The following is a 14,793-nucleotide window of genomic DNA, read 5'->3' as shown; positions in this document are numbered from 1 at the left end:
AAAATTTTATTATATTCAACATTTATATTCCAAATCGCAGCGACTTTTTGTTCTTTGCCTCTTTGACGCCCGAAATCTTCCCCGGTTACAACATTTCCGTAAAAAAAATTTTTATTTTTAATCCCTGAAATATGTAACCGACAGGCAGGAGGTGCGTCAAAAGGACGACATGAACGAATTGGACGATACATACTACATCCGGAAAATACTGGACGGGGACATGGAATTCTTTTCCCGGCTGGTAGATCGGTATAGTCACCGTGTCTATTTACTCATTCTTAAAATCGTCCGTTATAAAGAAGAAGCAGAAGAACTAACACAAGACGTATTCGTAAAAGTATTTCAGGTGTTGCATTCTTTTAAGGGAGATTGCCGGTTTTCCACCTGGCTTTACCGGATAGCTTACAATACGGCTATCTCAGCAACCCGCAAAAAGAAACGTGAATTTTTATACATTGAAGAAAATACCATCGATAATGTCCTGGACGAAAAAGTACAGGAAACTTTAGATGATGAGCAGAACGAAGAGCAATTACAAAAACTGGAAAAAGCAGTAAGCCTGTTACCCCCGGATGAGCGCGGACTGATCAGCCTCTTTTACAACGAAGCTCATTCCATCGAAGAAATTGCTGAAATAACAGGCTTATCGGTCAGCAACATTAAAGTAAAACTGCACCGGGTACGTAAAAAACTATATGTTATCCTGAAGGAGGAAATATCATGAACAGGGAAGAATTAAACGACAAAGCGCTGCAGGAAATATTCAAAAGAATATCGGCAAGCCCGCTACCGGAAAAACTGAACAGGCAGATCATGCAAAAAGTTCAGAAAGCACGGAAAAGACGAGAACTACGAAACATTGCTATCGTTGTATTCACTTCTATTGCAATGCTGGTATCCGCCTGCTATGTATTGATTCATTACCTGGATTTCAATCCGGTTGAAGTTTTCAGCCCGGTACTGAAAAAGCCGGCAAACATTACCCTGTTCCCCGGCTTTACCCTTCTTTTGTGTGTTATGCTGCCGTCAACCTTACTCCTATGGATAGATTACCGGTTTCGAAAACATTTTAAAAATTTACTTTAAAAATTTTATTTTAAACGGGCTGCCAATATCCGGGCTGCCACCTCATGTTCCTTTACAGTCGGATGATCTTTCGTCGGCAAATAAGGAAAAAAACAAGAAGAGATATGCCTTCCCGGATTTTCCTTCCGGAGTATTTTCACACTCTTCTCTACATATCCCGGCCAGGGCGATCCTTTATCCACAATATTCATCGGCCCTAAAGCACATATAATCTGCGCTTTCGGATAAACCGACAGCAGATTCCGGACAAAACCGCAATAGCGTTCCACGATGGTTTTCTCGCCGGGAACAGGATCCAGTTTCGACAAAAGCCAGGAATCGTTCTGCATCACATTGATAACGACTATATCCGGCTGCCAGGATGCAAAATCATGCTTCCGGCTGTAATCATGCGGATTATCCAAATCATAGATATCTCCCAACACCTGATCGTACCAACTCACCATCAAACCGATTCCGCTTTTGGAAATTATGGCATAATCGGCATCTGCCAATTGAGCCGAATAACCGGTAAAAGCCTTCATCGGATTCCAGTAAAAACGATCTACCGGATTCTCCCCTCCTTCCACATCGGCTTCGTCTCCATGCCCTGAGGACACCGAATCGCCGTAATATTCGACTTTCAGGGATTTTGCCGGTGTCACCCGCAGACAAGCCTGTCCGTCCACCCACAAGGTATGGAGAAAACAACCCATTGTCGTCGGATCGGTCCGTCGTCTCAAGGTAAATTTATGCCATGTATCCGGCAAATGTTCAGCTATCCGGTAAAGCTTACGCCCGGGCGTACACCGGATGATCACAGGGGTATCGTATCGATCGTCGATCACCACCTGTACGTAATTATCCGGAGCGTCACTATCCATCTCTACTAGCAAAGTCGTCGTTTTACAGGTTAATTCCACCCCGCAAGCCGCCCAATACAACCCCAGACGATCGCCTTCCTTTACAACCCGGCCCAACTGCCGGAGCGTATCGTTATCGGCCGAAACAGCCTTCATCCCCACCTGCACGGGTAATCTTTCCGCCTTCAACTCTCCGAGCAATGCTATCAATCCGATCAAAATGAGTCCAATAACCTTCATCGCCTGACAAATAAATTTATTTCAGTTTTTCCAAAACCTGCCAACACTGGTATAAACCGCGGGGAACATGAAAACATCCTTTCCATTTACCTCCCTTCAAAGACAACAGAACTTCTCCCCGGCGATTCAAATAACCGAACCATTCCGGACATTCCGGATCCTTAAAATGTGTCCACACATAATCATGCACCCGCTTAAACCACTCCAAACACTCTTCCGAACCTGTCAGTTGATACCCCTTCAACATACTGATCATAGTCTCGATATGCACCCACCACAACTTCTGGTCCCATTCCAACTGCTGCTGAGGATGTCCCAAACGATCCATAAAATAGAAAATCCCGTCGTACTTTTCATCCCAACCGTATTTCACCATTTTCAAAGCAATATCTTTCGCTTTTTCCACCAGTTCCGGACGTTTCAGACGTACCCCCAAATCCATAATAAACCACATCGCTTCGATCGCATGCCCCGGATTGACCGACCGGCCTTCAAAAGTATCCGATAATTCCCCCTCCACCGTTACATTTTCCACCACAATTCCCAACTCCGGCCGGTAAAAAACATCCATTACCTCATGGATACAAACCTCCATGCATTTTTTCAGGTAATCCTCCCCTAATAAATGTTCGATCTCAAGAGCCAGATTACACAAAATCATCGGCAATGCAAAATTTTTCAGATTACGGGTTCCCGGATAAGCCTTGTTCCATTTCCCTTTGGGATTATCCAGCTTTGTCTGGATTTTATCGAACGTCTTCCTGGCAATTTCAGCATACCCGGCATCGCCGGTGGCCAGGCTCAATTGCCCGAAAGCCATCGTTGCAAAAGTATAAGAAAAGATATTATAAGGCTCGACCAACGGACGCCCCTGACGATCCAACGCAAAATACCAATTGTAATCCCCGTCATGACCGTACTTTTTCAGGAACTCTCCACCCTGCACAGCGCAATCAAGCCATTCCTTCCGTTTCTCCACTTTATTATAAAGCATGGCAAACATCCACACCTCACGGCCTTGCAACCAGATAAATTTATCGGTATCAAAGACCCGTCCGTCTCTCTCCAAACAAGTAAAATACCCTCCGTATTCCTTATCCTGTGAAAAATCGAGCCAAAAAGGCAACACATTGTCCAACAACTCACCTTTATATTGTTTGGCCAGTTGTTCAAAATCCATATCCATATCTTCCTATTTATATTGTAATAAAATCACTAATCGTCTGATATAAAACCGTAAATCAGATTAATTATTAAGAGTAATGATATAATAACAAACAAAAATAATCATTATTTAAAATATACCGGCATAATTATTAAATTATTTTAGAATATATCCTGTATATAGGAAATACTTTGATCTAATATCTGTTTTTTCCCTTTATCAGCGTTTGTAATAAAACCGGCTCATTGGTCGTGATATAATCGACACCTTTCTCCATCATCTCTTTCATGACTTCCGGCCGGTCCACCGTCCAGACATTAACCGTCATACCCAGACGATGACATTCTTCCACCCAGGAAGGATGCTGCTGGATAACGGCGTAATTATAGTCTACCCCCGTACATCCCAACTCCTTAATCTGTGCCGGAGTTAAATCACTTGATAAATAAGCGGATCGTACCCGGGGAGAGCACCTTACAATCTCTTTCAAAACATGTTTACTGAATGAAATATATTCGGTTTTCTTTTCCAGCCCGGCCTTTTTTACCATTTGCAACACCAGTTCAACCACGCGCGTCTCTTTCTCCGGTGTCGAATGAGGCTTTATTTCCAATATCAACCGGGTTTTACCGATTTTTTTCCCGGCTTTCAGATATTCTTCCAGCGTAGGAATACCTTCGCCGTTTGCCAGCCGGATATTTTTCACATCTTCGTAAGTACTTTTCTCGATCACGATTCCTTCCACCACCGCATCGTGAACAACGACCGGCACACCATCAGAGGTCAGCTGGACATCAAACTCACTACCGTAACATTTAATTCCACCGGCTTCCTGTAACGCTACAATCGAATTCTGGGCCGAATTTTCTTTGTTCCAATACCCGCGATGGGCAATCACTTTCGGCCCGTTTTCAGCCTGAAGCTGTATACAAAAACCCAGCATAACCAACCAGGCTAACAGAATATTTTTCATAAACAAATCGTTTTAAATTCAATCATATCAACCGGTCAACGAACGGCGACTGCCGTAACAACAGCCCGTTGAACCCCATTACTACTCGGCTTTATCGTTTCTTTCCCATTAATCAACATACAGGATGACCCACCTCCGTCCAAGTTCAGAGCATCCACACAACCCAAATCTTTCAAAATACAGGCCACATCTTCCAAAGTCAAACCAGATACACCCGGGGTAACATTCCGTCCCTCACAAACAAAAAAGATCAGTTTTTGATCCCTGGTTATGCCGATAGCTGAACGGGGATGATTCGCCAATGCACCGATTCCACTGGCATCCCCGAACAACTCCTGGCTGTATGTATTCTGATAAACATCAGCCTTTACCAGTACAGGTCCCCCGCCGATAGCGTGTCTGACGTTCCATACCCGTCCACCTTGAGGAAAATCGGCAGAAGGCTCCTGAAGAGGGGTTTCTTCTTCATTATTTTGCGCCGGAGCGGGATAAGCATACATCTGATCTCCGACAGTATATACCCAATTTACATCATAAACGCCGTCATTTCCGACACCGAAAGCTCCCCGCGTCGGATAGAACGTAAGATCAGACTGCCACACAGGCTGCGCCGGGGCCAATATTCTCCCCTCCTTACACAACATACTTACCGTATTCCCATCCCAGAAATAACCTGCATTCATTATGACTGCCGGCTTCACCGTTTCTGTTTCGTAAAACTGTGCCGGAGTCTTACTGCCGGAAACATCTCCCAAAATCAAAAATTCGGCCTCTTTTTCCGTATCTACAACAGCAATGTATGCCACAGCATTCTTGCCTCTCAACACAGCAGGCGACTTATAAACTTTCAAATAAACAGGTAACTCTCCAAATGCATTTGTCACTTGCCACCCTTGTGCTTCCGGACCGGAATCCCCTTCCCCCGGTTCAGGATTTCCCGAAGGGAACTCATAATCCGGCTTACCTCCACCCTCGCTCCCGCAACTTATCAATACTCCCCAAAATACCCATACGATCAACCCTAAAAAAAGTCCTTTCTTCGTCATAACCCTGTTTTTACAAAAAATCATTCTTTTTTCATCCTTTTTTTAATAACCGGATACAAATATTCAGCATATCTCATAAACCCCAAATCCGTAAAATGTATACCGTCAACAGTTGCCTCAGCATCATCACCTATTATCTTTTCAGAAGGCAACAGCCAAATCGATTTTTCACCCGCTTTCTTCAATCTGTCGAATACGATATGTAAAGCTTTATTTTTCCGCTCGATCTCCTGCTGCATGACCCGATCGTATTTACTATGCGTAAAAGGCGGATCTTCAACAAAAATGACAGGTACATCCGGAGCCTTATCCCGGATAATCCGGAAAAAACGTTCGGCTTTCTCTTCTATCTGCTGCACACTGGCATTGGGTACAAAATCTAAAATATACAGAGCGGCATCCCGGTTTGTCATTATTCCGGCGATCTCATAATCCAACTGCCCGTTTCCGCTAAAACCCAAATTCACAAACTCCCGGTTCAACCGGCGGGAGAGGATATTGGTATGAGCCATTCCCGGACGCGAAGCACAGCCTCCCTGCAAAATACTCGTACCATAACACACCACGGGTTTGTCCCGAACGGGTAAATCCACTTTAGGCTGTCCGATCGAAGCTGTCGAATCTACCCCTATTTCCAGAGAAACAACTCCGTCATACAATGGCAGATAAAGCATATATTCCCGCTCTACAGGCTCCATATTGGAAATGATCACAGCCGTATTCTCTTTACCCTCCGGACGGGCAACATTGACAAAACGCCATTTCTTACCTTCTAACGTATACAAATCCAACCCCTGAATCCCCGTCAATGCCATGTGGCTCATAGTTACCTGAGCCCGTAATGTCCAGCGTACGGCAATAGCTTTGGAATCGGAAACAAAACGTATCGCTAATCCAGCCGTATTTTTTCCCAGTTCCCAAACAGGAGGACGGGTATTTCCGTTCAGCAAAGCCGGTAAACGCTCGTATCTGGTTTCCGTCTTTTCCGATATTTTCCCCAAAAGCGGAAAATCGGAAGCGGGATAATAAACAAACTGGGCCTGTAATGTCATTCCACACAAACACCAAAGCAATATAAAAACGAAAAACTTCATTGAATTCACATTTATTTTACCAAGTCCATGGACTCATTTATTGTATTTGCAATTTATTTAAATATAAGTTTTACAACAGCATATACCGACGTTTTAATTGCAGATTTCAGATTTACAATTTTAGATTATACCCACAGTCCTTCCCTGCAAAAAGAAGAGTCGTAAACCATAAATCAAAAATCGTAAATCGTAAATCGTAAATCAAAAATCGTAAATCAAAAATAAACCGGTCAAAAACAACATCCGGTAACTTTTCTATCCTTCGGCAATACAAAAGACAAAAACTATTTATGGACAGTCACCAGATAATTATCGATACCTTGTTTGACATATTGCCATTGATTTTTTTGTTTCAAATGGATCATATCAAACAGAAAATAACCGTCACAGGCATGAATAGCAGCATCCACCGACTTCGTTATCGCCTGATTGACGACAGCATCTCCGGCCGTTGCCCACTGACCGTTGCCGACATCCGGCCCTCCGATAACGGGCGCAGCTCCTTTAATAAGGTCCATCGCGTTCCGGCAAAAACCCTGAATCGTCCATTCCGTATTCCCGTAAACAGCGGTAGGTGCAGCATAAGCTCCTATCAATATCTGATCCATATGATCTGCGTAACCGTAATTTTTATAATCTGCCGTCGCCCATGAATATTTCAAAGACGTATTGTAATCGGGACTCGCCCAATTTACACCGTTGGCGTAATAAGTTGAATACCATCCACCTACATACACGCCGAATTTAACTTCCGGATTACGGGCCTTTATCCGGGTGCGGGCCTTTACCATAAAATCATGAACAACCTTTACCCTGAATTCGAGCCATTTTTTAAAATAAACCGGCACCTCAGACGGAATATTTCCTTCCGTTATATCTGTCCGCATAACATCTCCCGGAAAATCAGCAATTTCATGTCCTAAAAAAGCTTCAAACTTTTTCCGGGTATAATCCGAAAAATCACTGGCTAATCCCTCAAAACGTCCCCGGTCCAGAATAATACCGTCCAAACCTTCATAAGCAGCCAGATCTTCCAGCAAATCGCAAATATAATTTTGCACATCTTCGTTTACCGGATTAAAAAAACGTTCTCCGCCGGTTTGCTCATCCAAAGCACTGTGTATACCGCTATCGGACAATTTATAGGTTACCCAGGCCGCTTTTTCATCATCCCTGAAGACAACCCCTGCATTTCCCAAAGCCGTCACATTTCCTCCGACAAAAGTATTGAAACCGGCATGCACCCGCAGGCCCAAACGATGTCCTTCGTCGATAAAGGCCTGTAAATAATCCCAGGTTGCCGTACGGTTGACTTTCGTGTACACACCAGACACCCAGGCTCCCAACCATTCGACTTGACTGCCGGCAGTTGTTTTAAACAATACATCTCCGTTTGTAGGCCGGACATCCACAACAATATCGGTAAATCCGGACTCCTTTGCCAACCCGAGATCTCTGGCTATGTTTTCTTTACTATTTGCAAAATCCGGGAAATTGGCTGCCGCATCTATCCAGATATAGCGGGTTTTTTCTGCCTTCGGATCGGTCTCCTCCTCATCGTCGTCCCCGAATTCCCAGGAATGTTTATTCCCGTCATCTCCACACCCCACTCCCAGAAAACCGGACAAAACAACCGCAAAAAACGCATAAAAAACTGACTTCCAAACATTATTCATACAAAATACACGTATATAGAAACTGTGTCAAAACTTTCCCCCTTTATAAAGGAGGCAGAAAGTTCCGACACAGTTTTCAATTTATTACAAATCTATACAATCAAACTGATACCCGGCAATACAACCATTGGTAAACATGAAATAGAGATACAGATAATATCCGTTATCCGAAACCCGGAATGCCACGTCCGCCGTACCGTTTCCATTAGCAGGCTGTCCGATGTATTTCGGACCGAAACCGGTAACTCCGCCGTCATACGGAGAAGCCCATTCCACAACCGGATTACCGGAATCCCATCCCCATTCTGTTGCCACAGCTCCGGTATAATTGGCCAAAGAAGAAACATTGAGCATAAATACCCGGTCGGCATCTCCCCAGGTCCACGGATTTACCCAGGCATAACTCATATATTTGCCTTTGTTGAACTCAACATAGTCAACCGTATTGCAATAGAAATTCGGATTCAACGGATCGAGTTTCTGACGGGTTACGTTCGTTGCACCGTTCACCCAGGCAGCCGTATTGTCGGCATAGGATACCACGAAATAATCACTGTTAACATCCGTAGCCGAAGTATAGATCACATCACAATGCAATCCCCATACGGTCGGACCCGTTACGGTTACGATTTCCGGAGTCTGGGATGTCACCTGCCCCCCTACGATCGTCCAGCGGGCAAATGCCGTTGTATTTACAATCGGAGCCGTAATAATGGCATCTCCGTCCACACTACCTCTGACAGAAAACTTACGTCCAAGTTCATATTGAGGCGTATTCTCATAAGAGATCAACTCCTGAGGCGTACCGGTAACTCCGGCTATCTTCCATATCTTAAAATATTTATTATTGGCACCGTCGTTAGGCGACAAATTACAGATCAAAATATTCCCCGCTTCATCTCCCGTCGTATTGAAGTTGATCAGATTTCCGGTGATAGCCCCCAAATCGATCTCACCGACTTTCTCTCCGGTTTTTGCATCGATATAAATACTCTTTTCAGCACGGGTATTCAGAACAATATACTTACCGATCGCAGCCATACCACCGGTGAGATTAGCCGTCGTTATACCTAAATCCGCATTCAGTTTCTTGATAAACAATTCTTTCACACTACCTTTCCGGATACCGACATTCAGTTTTTCCGGCAACCGTTTCTGCACGGTATAAACACTCTTGGTAACACCGTCATGGGCCGTTACCGTCAATTGCACGTCCTCGTCATAATTCAGGGCCACAGTCCTCGGGTCCGGAGAAATTGTCGCATGATACGAAAGGGTAACATCCGCCAACACTTCGCCGATATTATCGGTAGACACCAGAGACACCGTTTTTTTATCCTGATCGATCACTCCGGAAATGCCCAGGCCCGGCAAATTGAATTCCTCCAGCAAACAAGCCGTACTTTTACGAATCTCTCCTTTTACGATATAGCGGTTGCTTTCTTTCCGCTGATTCTTAACGGTTACGACGTTCTCCTTCGTCAAATCCATGTACAACAAAGCAGGACTAATCGTCACATTATCCGCCAACGATGCACTCATACGCATATTGGTAAACTTATCCATCGTCATCACATTGTCCGTGTTTTCCGGATAGTAATAAGGAATAACAATGATAATCTCATTTTTTCCTTCTTCCACAATACCCTTAAAATTACCGGAACCATCCTCGAAAGTAGCCGTTATACTACTTATACCGACAGCAGCAACATCCGGCACTACTGTTTCCACATCCTGGCATCCGCCTAGTAAAAGACACAACGCCGCGATCAATTGTAAAATCGTATATTTTTTCATAGTCGCAATCATTTTATTTCCATTCGTCATATTGTTCGATACCCGAATTGTTCGACAACTCTGAAGAAGGAATCGGTAACACATAGGTTTTTTCTAAGAACTTTCTGTCCTGGAAATCACAATCCACATATTCATACCGGTTGTCAGCACCTTCAGAAGTGATTTTCATACCGTGGCAACGGTAATTGTTATACTCCTTATGAGCTAATTTCCAACGACGCATATCCCAATACAAATGTCCTTCATAAGCCAATTCAATTTTCCTTTCCTGACGGATAGCAGCCATCAACTCTTCTCCGGTAAGTCCGGATTTAGCAGGTAAGCCAACCCCCGGACGGGTTCTTACAGCATTCATATCAGCCAGTGCCGCGCCCGTATTCCCCAGTCTGAAATTAGCTTCCGCACGATTCAGATATACTTCTGCCAAACGGATTTCCACCCAACTCTGATCGCTATTATAGGTATAATCCGTATGCGTTTCATCCATCAACTTCCGCAGATAATACCCCGTTGTCGTTTTTCCCTGACAATAAGGGTCGTTACCGTACTCCAGGAATCTTCCCTTCGTTCCGCCGACGCTATTTTCCATCGTATTGCCTTTCCATTCGCATCCGTTATAGATAACCGTAGCCTGAAAACGAGGCTCCAGTTCTTCATACGGCGGCCGAACAGTCGTACCGTCTGCAACATGCCAAGGACTCCAGTCTACCTGAGTACCATCCGCTTTCTCATACGACTCCACCATTTCCTGTGTCGGAGTTCCGCTGCCTCCGCCATTTTCAATTTCTCCAAAAGGTGCATATGATTTGTCGAATCCATGAGACGGTCCCGTCCTCAAATATTCGTATTCCAGAATAGCTTCCGAATTGCCGCCTTTCCAGGCATCCCCATAAGCATCGGTCAAACTGTACATCTGCAAATTAAATACCGAGTCGGCACTGGCTTTCACCTTATCCCAGCGTTCTGCATAAAGCATTGCCCTGGATTTAAAAGCGAATGCAGCCCCCTTGGTGATCCGGCCTCTATTTTCTGCCCCCCATTCTTTCGGTAACACAGAGGCAGCATAATCCAGATCTTTCTCAATCAGATCATAGGTTTCCTCTTTCGTACTGCGATTCTTGTTTTTCGACATATTCAAATCCGTATACAAAATCACACCTCCATGCCGTTTTGCCAGTTGGAAATAAAGATATGCCCTGAAAAAACGAGCCTGAGCCTCTAATTTCGCATTTACGTCCGTAGAAAACGTAGAGTATTTCTGCATTGTAGCCAAAAATTCGTTAATCCTCCGGATTCTTTCATAGGTTGCCCCCCAGGTGCCCAACAGATTCTGATCCGGCGATATAAGCGCGGGATTGAATACATAATAGTTGGCATCCCCGGCCAAAGCCCCCATCGATACCGACCCGTACTTAAAGGTATTGGTCAGTCCTTCCGTCAAATTACTGTTAAACTGGGCATTCCCGAACACCCCGTAACGATCGATATATGCATAAAATGTATTCAGGTAAAGATTCGCACTCGCCTCATCCTGCCAAATCATTTTATCGGATACCCGGTCGGTCGGTGTCGTATCCATAAAATCCGTACACCCTGAAAATCCGATCATCCCGACCAGTACAGCTAATTTTAATATTGTATATTTCATAATATTCGACTATTTTAATTAGAACGACAAATTAACGCCTACAGAGAATATCCGTTGTTGCGGATAATATCCGTTGGATACATTCGGTTGTTCCGGATCGATATTGTATTTCTGCAGTTCACTGATTGTAAACAGATTTTCCCCTTCCACATACACTCTTAAATTGGAAATACCCACGGCATTCATCCATTTTTGCGGGAAAGTATAACCGATCTGCATATTTTTCAAACGCAGATAATCCCCGTTTTTATACCAGAATGTAGAAGAATATGCATTATGCGTTGTCGGGGAATCGATTGTCAAGCGAGGTAATTTAGCACCCCGGTTATCTTCCGTCCAGGCATTTTCGACCAAATAGCGGGGAGAATTTGCATCGTGGTAAAAAGACAACGTCATTGAGGAATTATCCATACCGACACCTTCATAAACTCCGGTCAACGCCACATCCCGTCCCAATGCTCCCTGGAACATAAACGACAGGTCGATACCTCTCCAGGATCCGTTAAAGGTAAAGCCACCGACAAACTTCGGATAAGCATTCTTACCGACATAACCACGGTCCTGGTCATAAGTGATCTTACCGTCCCCGTTTCTATCCATGTAAATAATATCTCCCGGACGCAATTTTCCTTCATCACCGGGCAACATAGCCGAATTATCAATTTGCTCCTGGTTTTGATACAAGCCCAAAGCAATAAATCCGATCTGACTACCCACTTCTTTACCCGTTAATTTCAAGTAATCAGGGGTATTGATGTCGTCCGTATACCTCAACCAAATCCGCTTCGTATACGTTCCGTTCAAAGCTACCTTATAAGCGAAATCTCCGATCCGGTTACTATGGCTCAACACAAATTCAAAACCTTTATGTTCCTGTTTGTTCTTGTTTTCATAAGTCTGGTGGTAACCACCCCATGAATCGGGGAACCCACCCGTAACCTTACTCAACATATCGTAAAGGTATTTATAGAATACATCCACTTCCAGACCCAGTTTACCACCCCACATCGATAATTCGATACCACCGTTATATTGTAAACCCTTGGCCCAGGTCAAATTGAAATTAGGAACGACATTGGTCATCAATCCGCTGACAGCCTGTCCTCCGATCACAGCAGCCGGAGCATCCAGCGGCTTCAGGGTTGACAAGTCCATATAAGCATTTATACCTTCCGTCATACCCGTCAATCCCACACTTCCTCTCAACTTCAGGTTATCTACATAAGGCAATGCTTTTTTAAACCATTGTTCTTCCGACATTCTCCAACCCAAAGAAGCAGAAGGGAACGGAGCCCAACGGTTGCCTTTCTTCATACCGCCGAATTTATAGCTGCCGTCATAACGGAAAGCCAGCTCTGCCAGATAACGATTGTCATAATCGTAATTCAAACGGGCTGCAAATCCGACATTCCGCTGATCGTAACTGCTACCGGCTACCGAAGATTTATCGGTGCCTTTATTGACAGATTGCGAAAGTTCATCCATACCGGCAAAATTAAAACCGGTCACATAGCCGCTCATATCGTTTCCTTTTTTCTGAACAGTTTCCATCAATGCCATAAACGCCACTTTGTGCTTACCGAATTGATTATCGTAATTCAAACTGGTATTGGTCGTAATATGCTCATAATGAGTCGTTCCTTCAGACAAGGCATATCCTTCCGACTTCTCTTTTATCGCGTAGTTTCTGGGATCCCAGGCTTCCGTATATTGAATATTGTCATTTACAGAACCCGGACGCGTAGCAATCATCGTTCTGTAAGGCGTAGAAAAAGCTTTTGACAGATTATAAGCCGCATCATAAGCCACCATAAATTTAGCTTTCAATCCTTTTACCCAGGGCACATTGTAATTCAAGGCCAAATTCGTTTCCACAACCATTTTACGGTTTTTATTATAACCGGAGAGCTCTGTTGCAGCCTCGGGACTTACCCACGTACTGGCCGTTCTGGTAGACACCGGCAGACCGTGATACATTTTGGGTGCATAAGGATGAGCACGCATAGCCTGTTGCGGAATGTTATTCCAATCTCCCGGATTGGCCGAAAAACCGGGTTGTCTCCGCTTTTCAATACGACCGGCAATACCTACCGTCAAATCCAGATTATTGGCAATAGTCGCATCGATATTGGAACGCAGATTGATACGGTTGTATTTGAATCCTTTCACATTACCTTCCTGATTGTAGCTTCCGATAGAAGCAAAATACCGTAATTTTTCAGAACCGCCGCTGGCATTCACATTATAAGTATAATTGCGTCCCAGGTCAAATGTTTCCTTATACCAGTTGGTGTTTCCCCAACCGTCGGAATCATCTCCATTCAGCATCATCTTCACATGCTCATCGGAGAAAACCGGAGCATTCCCGTCCATTTGACGAGCTTTATTGTACCAGTAAGCATACTCCGGTCCGTCCAGCATTTCCAACATTACCGCATTCTGGCTGACGCCATAAGAACCTGTAAACGTTATTTTGGAAGGAGCAACCTTTCCTTTCTTTGTCGTTACAATAATCACAGAGCTGGCATCCAAACCGTAAATAGCGGCAGAAGATGCATCTTTCAAAACTGAAATATTCGCGATTTCATTCGGATCTATTTCAGTAAAGTCACGCTGTACACCGTCCACAATATATTTTGCTCCGGCACCGCGAACGATAATACTGGCTCCGTCACTACCCGGCTGCCCGGAAGTCTGGTAGGAAATAACACCCGTAACCAAACCTCCCAAATGGTTAGCAATATTACCTACCGGAGCCCGCAATAATTCTTCCCCTCCGACCTGTGCCACCGATCCCGTCACGCTGGCCCGGCGCTGAGTGCCGTAACCGACAACGACAACCTCGTCCAAATTAGCTACATCATCCTGCAAAACAATGTCTATAACGGTTTGATCCTTCAAGGTTACTTCCTGGGTTTTATACCCCAAAAAGGAATAAGACAATATTTTCGGACCTTTTACATTAGCAGGAATTGTCAAAGAATAAAGACCGTTCACATCGGTTGCCGTTCCGATGGTCGTCCCTTTCACCATTACCGTAGCACCGATAACAATATCTCCTTTACTATCCGTAATTTTACCTTTGACGACAGACTGCGCGAACGCCATCCCCGCCGAAGTAAACACCATTAACAATGACAATATTGCTATTCTCATTATCAGGCAATTTCGAAAAAACAGAATGCCTCTTTTCATAGGAATGTTTTTTAATTAATAATTGAATTTA

General features: G+C 44.2%; 11 protein-coding genes. 2 read left to right on the top strand and 9 right to left on the bottom strand.

The window, feature by feature from the left end; genetic code table 11:
* Positions 1-169: 169 nt before the first annotated feature.
* Both BN8908_RS17010 and BN8908_RS17005 read left to right on the top strand, forming a co-directional pair.
* Complete coding sequence (locus tag BN8908_RS17010) at positions 170-724, top strand: RNA polymerase sigma factor (RefSeq protein WP_068691811.1); 555 nt, start codon at positions 170-172, stop codon at positions 722-724.
* Positions 721-1,086 carry a hypothetical protein gene (locus tag BN8908_RS17005; RefSeq protein ID WP_021986821.1) on the top strand — a complete coding sequence of 122 codons (366 nt, stop codon included), beginning with the start codon at positions 721-723 and terminating at the stop codon, positions 1,084-1,086. The genes BN8908_RS17010 and BN8908_RS17005 overlap by 4 nt, the downstream gene beginning before the upstream one ends.
* 5 nt (positions 1,087-1,091) lie before the next feature.
* On the opposite strand, the gene BN8908_RS17000 is transcribed toward BN8908_RS17005, so the two are convergent.
* From BN8908_RS17000 to BN8908_RS16960, 9 genes are all read right to left on the bottom strand, one after another.
* Positions 1,092-2,168, bottom strand: coding sequence for an SGNH/GDSL hydrolase family protein (locus BN8908_RS17000; protein ID WP_021986822.1), 1,077 nt, complete (start codon positions 2,166-2,168; stop codon positions 1,092-1,094).
* A 16-nt stretch (positions 2,169-2,184) separates the two neighbouring features.
* A complete protein-coding gene (locus tag BN8908_RS16995; protein ID WP_068692415.1) occupies positions 2,185-3,348 on the bottom strand; it encodes a n-acyl-d-glucosamine 2-epimerase in 1,164 nt (387 codons plus the stop codon).
* Positions 3,349-3,529: 181 nt separating this feature from the next.
* Positions 3,530-4,306, bottom strand: coding sequence for a glycerophosphodiester phosphodiesterase family protein (locus BN8908_RS16990; RefSeq protein ID WP_118774515.1), 777 nt, complete (start codon positions 4,304-4,306; stop codon positions 3,530-3,532).
* A 35-nt stretch (positions 4,307-4,341) separates the two neighbouring features.
* A complete protein-coding gene (locus BN8908_RS16985; RefSeq protein WP_235837456.1) occupies positions 4,342-5,352 on the bottom strand; it encodes a phosphodiester glycosidase family protein in 1,011 nt (336 codons plus the stop codon).
* Positions 5,353-5,372: 20 nt separating this feature from the next.
* Positions 5,373-6,446, bottom strand: coding sequence for an SGNH/GDSL hydrolase family protein (locus tag BN8908_RS16980; protein ID WP_021986826.1), 1,074 nt, complete (start codon positions 6,444-6,446; stop codon positions 5,373-5,375).
* Between the two features lie 284 nt (positions 6,447-6,730).
* Positions 6,731-8,122: an alpha amylase family protein gene (locus BN8908_RS16975; RefSeq protein ID WP_068691804.1), complete on the bottom strand. Its 1,392-nt coding sequence runs from the start codon at positions 8,120-8,122 to the stop codon at positions 6,731-6,733.
* Between the two features lie 84 nt (positions 8,123-8,206).
* On the bottom strand, positions 8,207-9,919 hold the full coding sequence (locus BN8908_RS16970; protein ID WP_202668896.1) for a DUF5018 domain-containing protein: 1,713 nt from the start codon (positions 9,917-9,919) through the stop codon (positions 8,207-8,209).
* A gap of 13 nt (positions 9,920-9,932) precedes the next feature.
* Complete coding sequence (locus tag BN8908_RS16965) at positions 9,933-11,567, bottom strand: RagB/SusD family nutrient uptake outer membrane protein (protein WP_021986829.1); 1,635 nt, start codon at positions 11,565-11,567, stop codon at positions 9,933-9,935.
* An 18-nt stretch (positions 11,568-11,585) separates the two neighbouring features.
* Positions 11,586-14,723, bottom strand: coding sequence for a SusC/RagA family TonB-linked outer membrane protein (locus BN8908_RS16960; protein WP_082989301.1), 3,138 nt, complete (start codon positions 14,721-14,723; stop codon positions 11,586-11,588).
* Between the last annotated feature and the right edge of the window lie 70 nt (positions 14,724-14,793).

The sequence above is a fragment of the Culturomica massiliensis genome (assembly GCF_900091655.1).
Lineage (GTDB): Bacteria > Bacteroidota > Bacteroidia > Bacteroidales > Marinifilaceae > Culturomica > Culturomica massiliensis.
This window is presented reverse-complemented; position numbering and strand designations above follow the sequence as displayed.

What these genes read in the sequence shown, in the direction of transcription:
- BN8908_RS17010 (WP_068691811.1), top strand. Translation starts at nt 170, where the DNA reads ATGAACGAATTGGACGATACATACTACATCCGGAAAATACTGGACGGG.
- BN8908_RS17005 (WP_021986821.1), top strand. Translation starts at nt 721, where the DNA reads ATGAACAGGGAAGAATTAAACGACAAAGCGCTGCAGGAAATATTCAAA.
- BN8908_RS17000 (WP_021986822.1), bottom strand. Translation starts at nt 2,168, where the DNA reads ATGAAGGTTATTGGACTCATTTTGATCGGATTGATAGCATTGCTCGGA.
- BN8908_RS16995 (WP_068692415.1), bottom strand. Translation starts at nt 3,348, where the DNA reads ATGGATTTTGAACAACTGGCCAAACAATATAAAGGTGAGTTGTTGGAC.
- BN8908_RS16990 (WP_118774515.1), bottom strand. Translation starts at nt 4,306, where the DNA reads ATGAAAAATATTCTGTTAGCCTGGTTGGTTATGCTGGGTTTTTGTATA.
- BN8908_RS16985 (WP_235837456.1), bottom strand. Translation starts at nt 5,352, where the DNA reads ATGACGAAGAAAGGACTTTTTTTAGGGTTGATCGTATGGGTATTTTGG.
- BN8908_RS16980 (WP_021986826.1), bottom strand. Translation starts at nt 6,446, where the DNA reads ATGAAGTTTTTCGTTTTTATATTGCTTTGGTGTTTGTGTGGAATGACA.
- BN8908_RS16975 (WP_068691804.1), bottom strand. Translation starts at nt 8,122, where the DNA reads ATGAATAATGTTTGGAAGTCAGTTTTTTATGCGTTTTTTGCGGTTGTT.
- BN8908_RS16970 (WP_202668896.1), bottom strand. Translation starts at nt 9,919, where the DNA reads ATGAAAAAATATACGATTTTACAATTGATCGCGGCGTTGTGTCTTTTA.
- BN8908_RS16965 (WP_021986829.1), bottom strand. Translation starts at nt 11,567, where the DNA reads ATGAAATATACAATATTAAAATTAGCTGTACTGGTCGGGATGATCGGA.
- BN8908_RS16960 (WP_082989301.1), bottom strand. Translation starts at nt 14,723, where the DNA reads ATGAGAATAGCAATATTGTCATTGTTAATGGTGTTTACTTCGGCGGGG.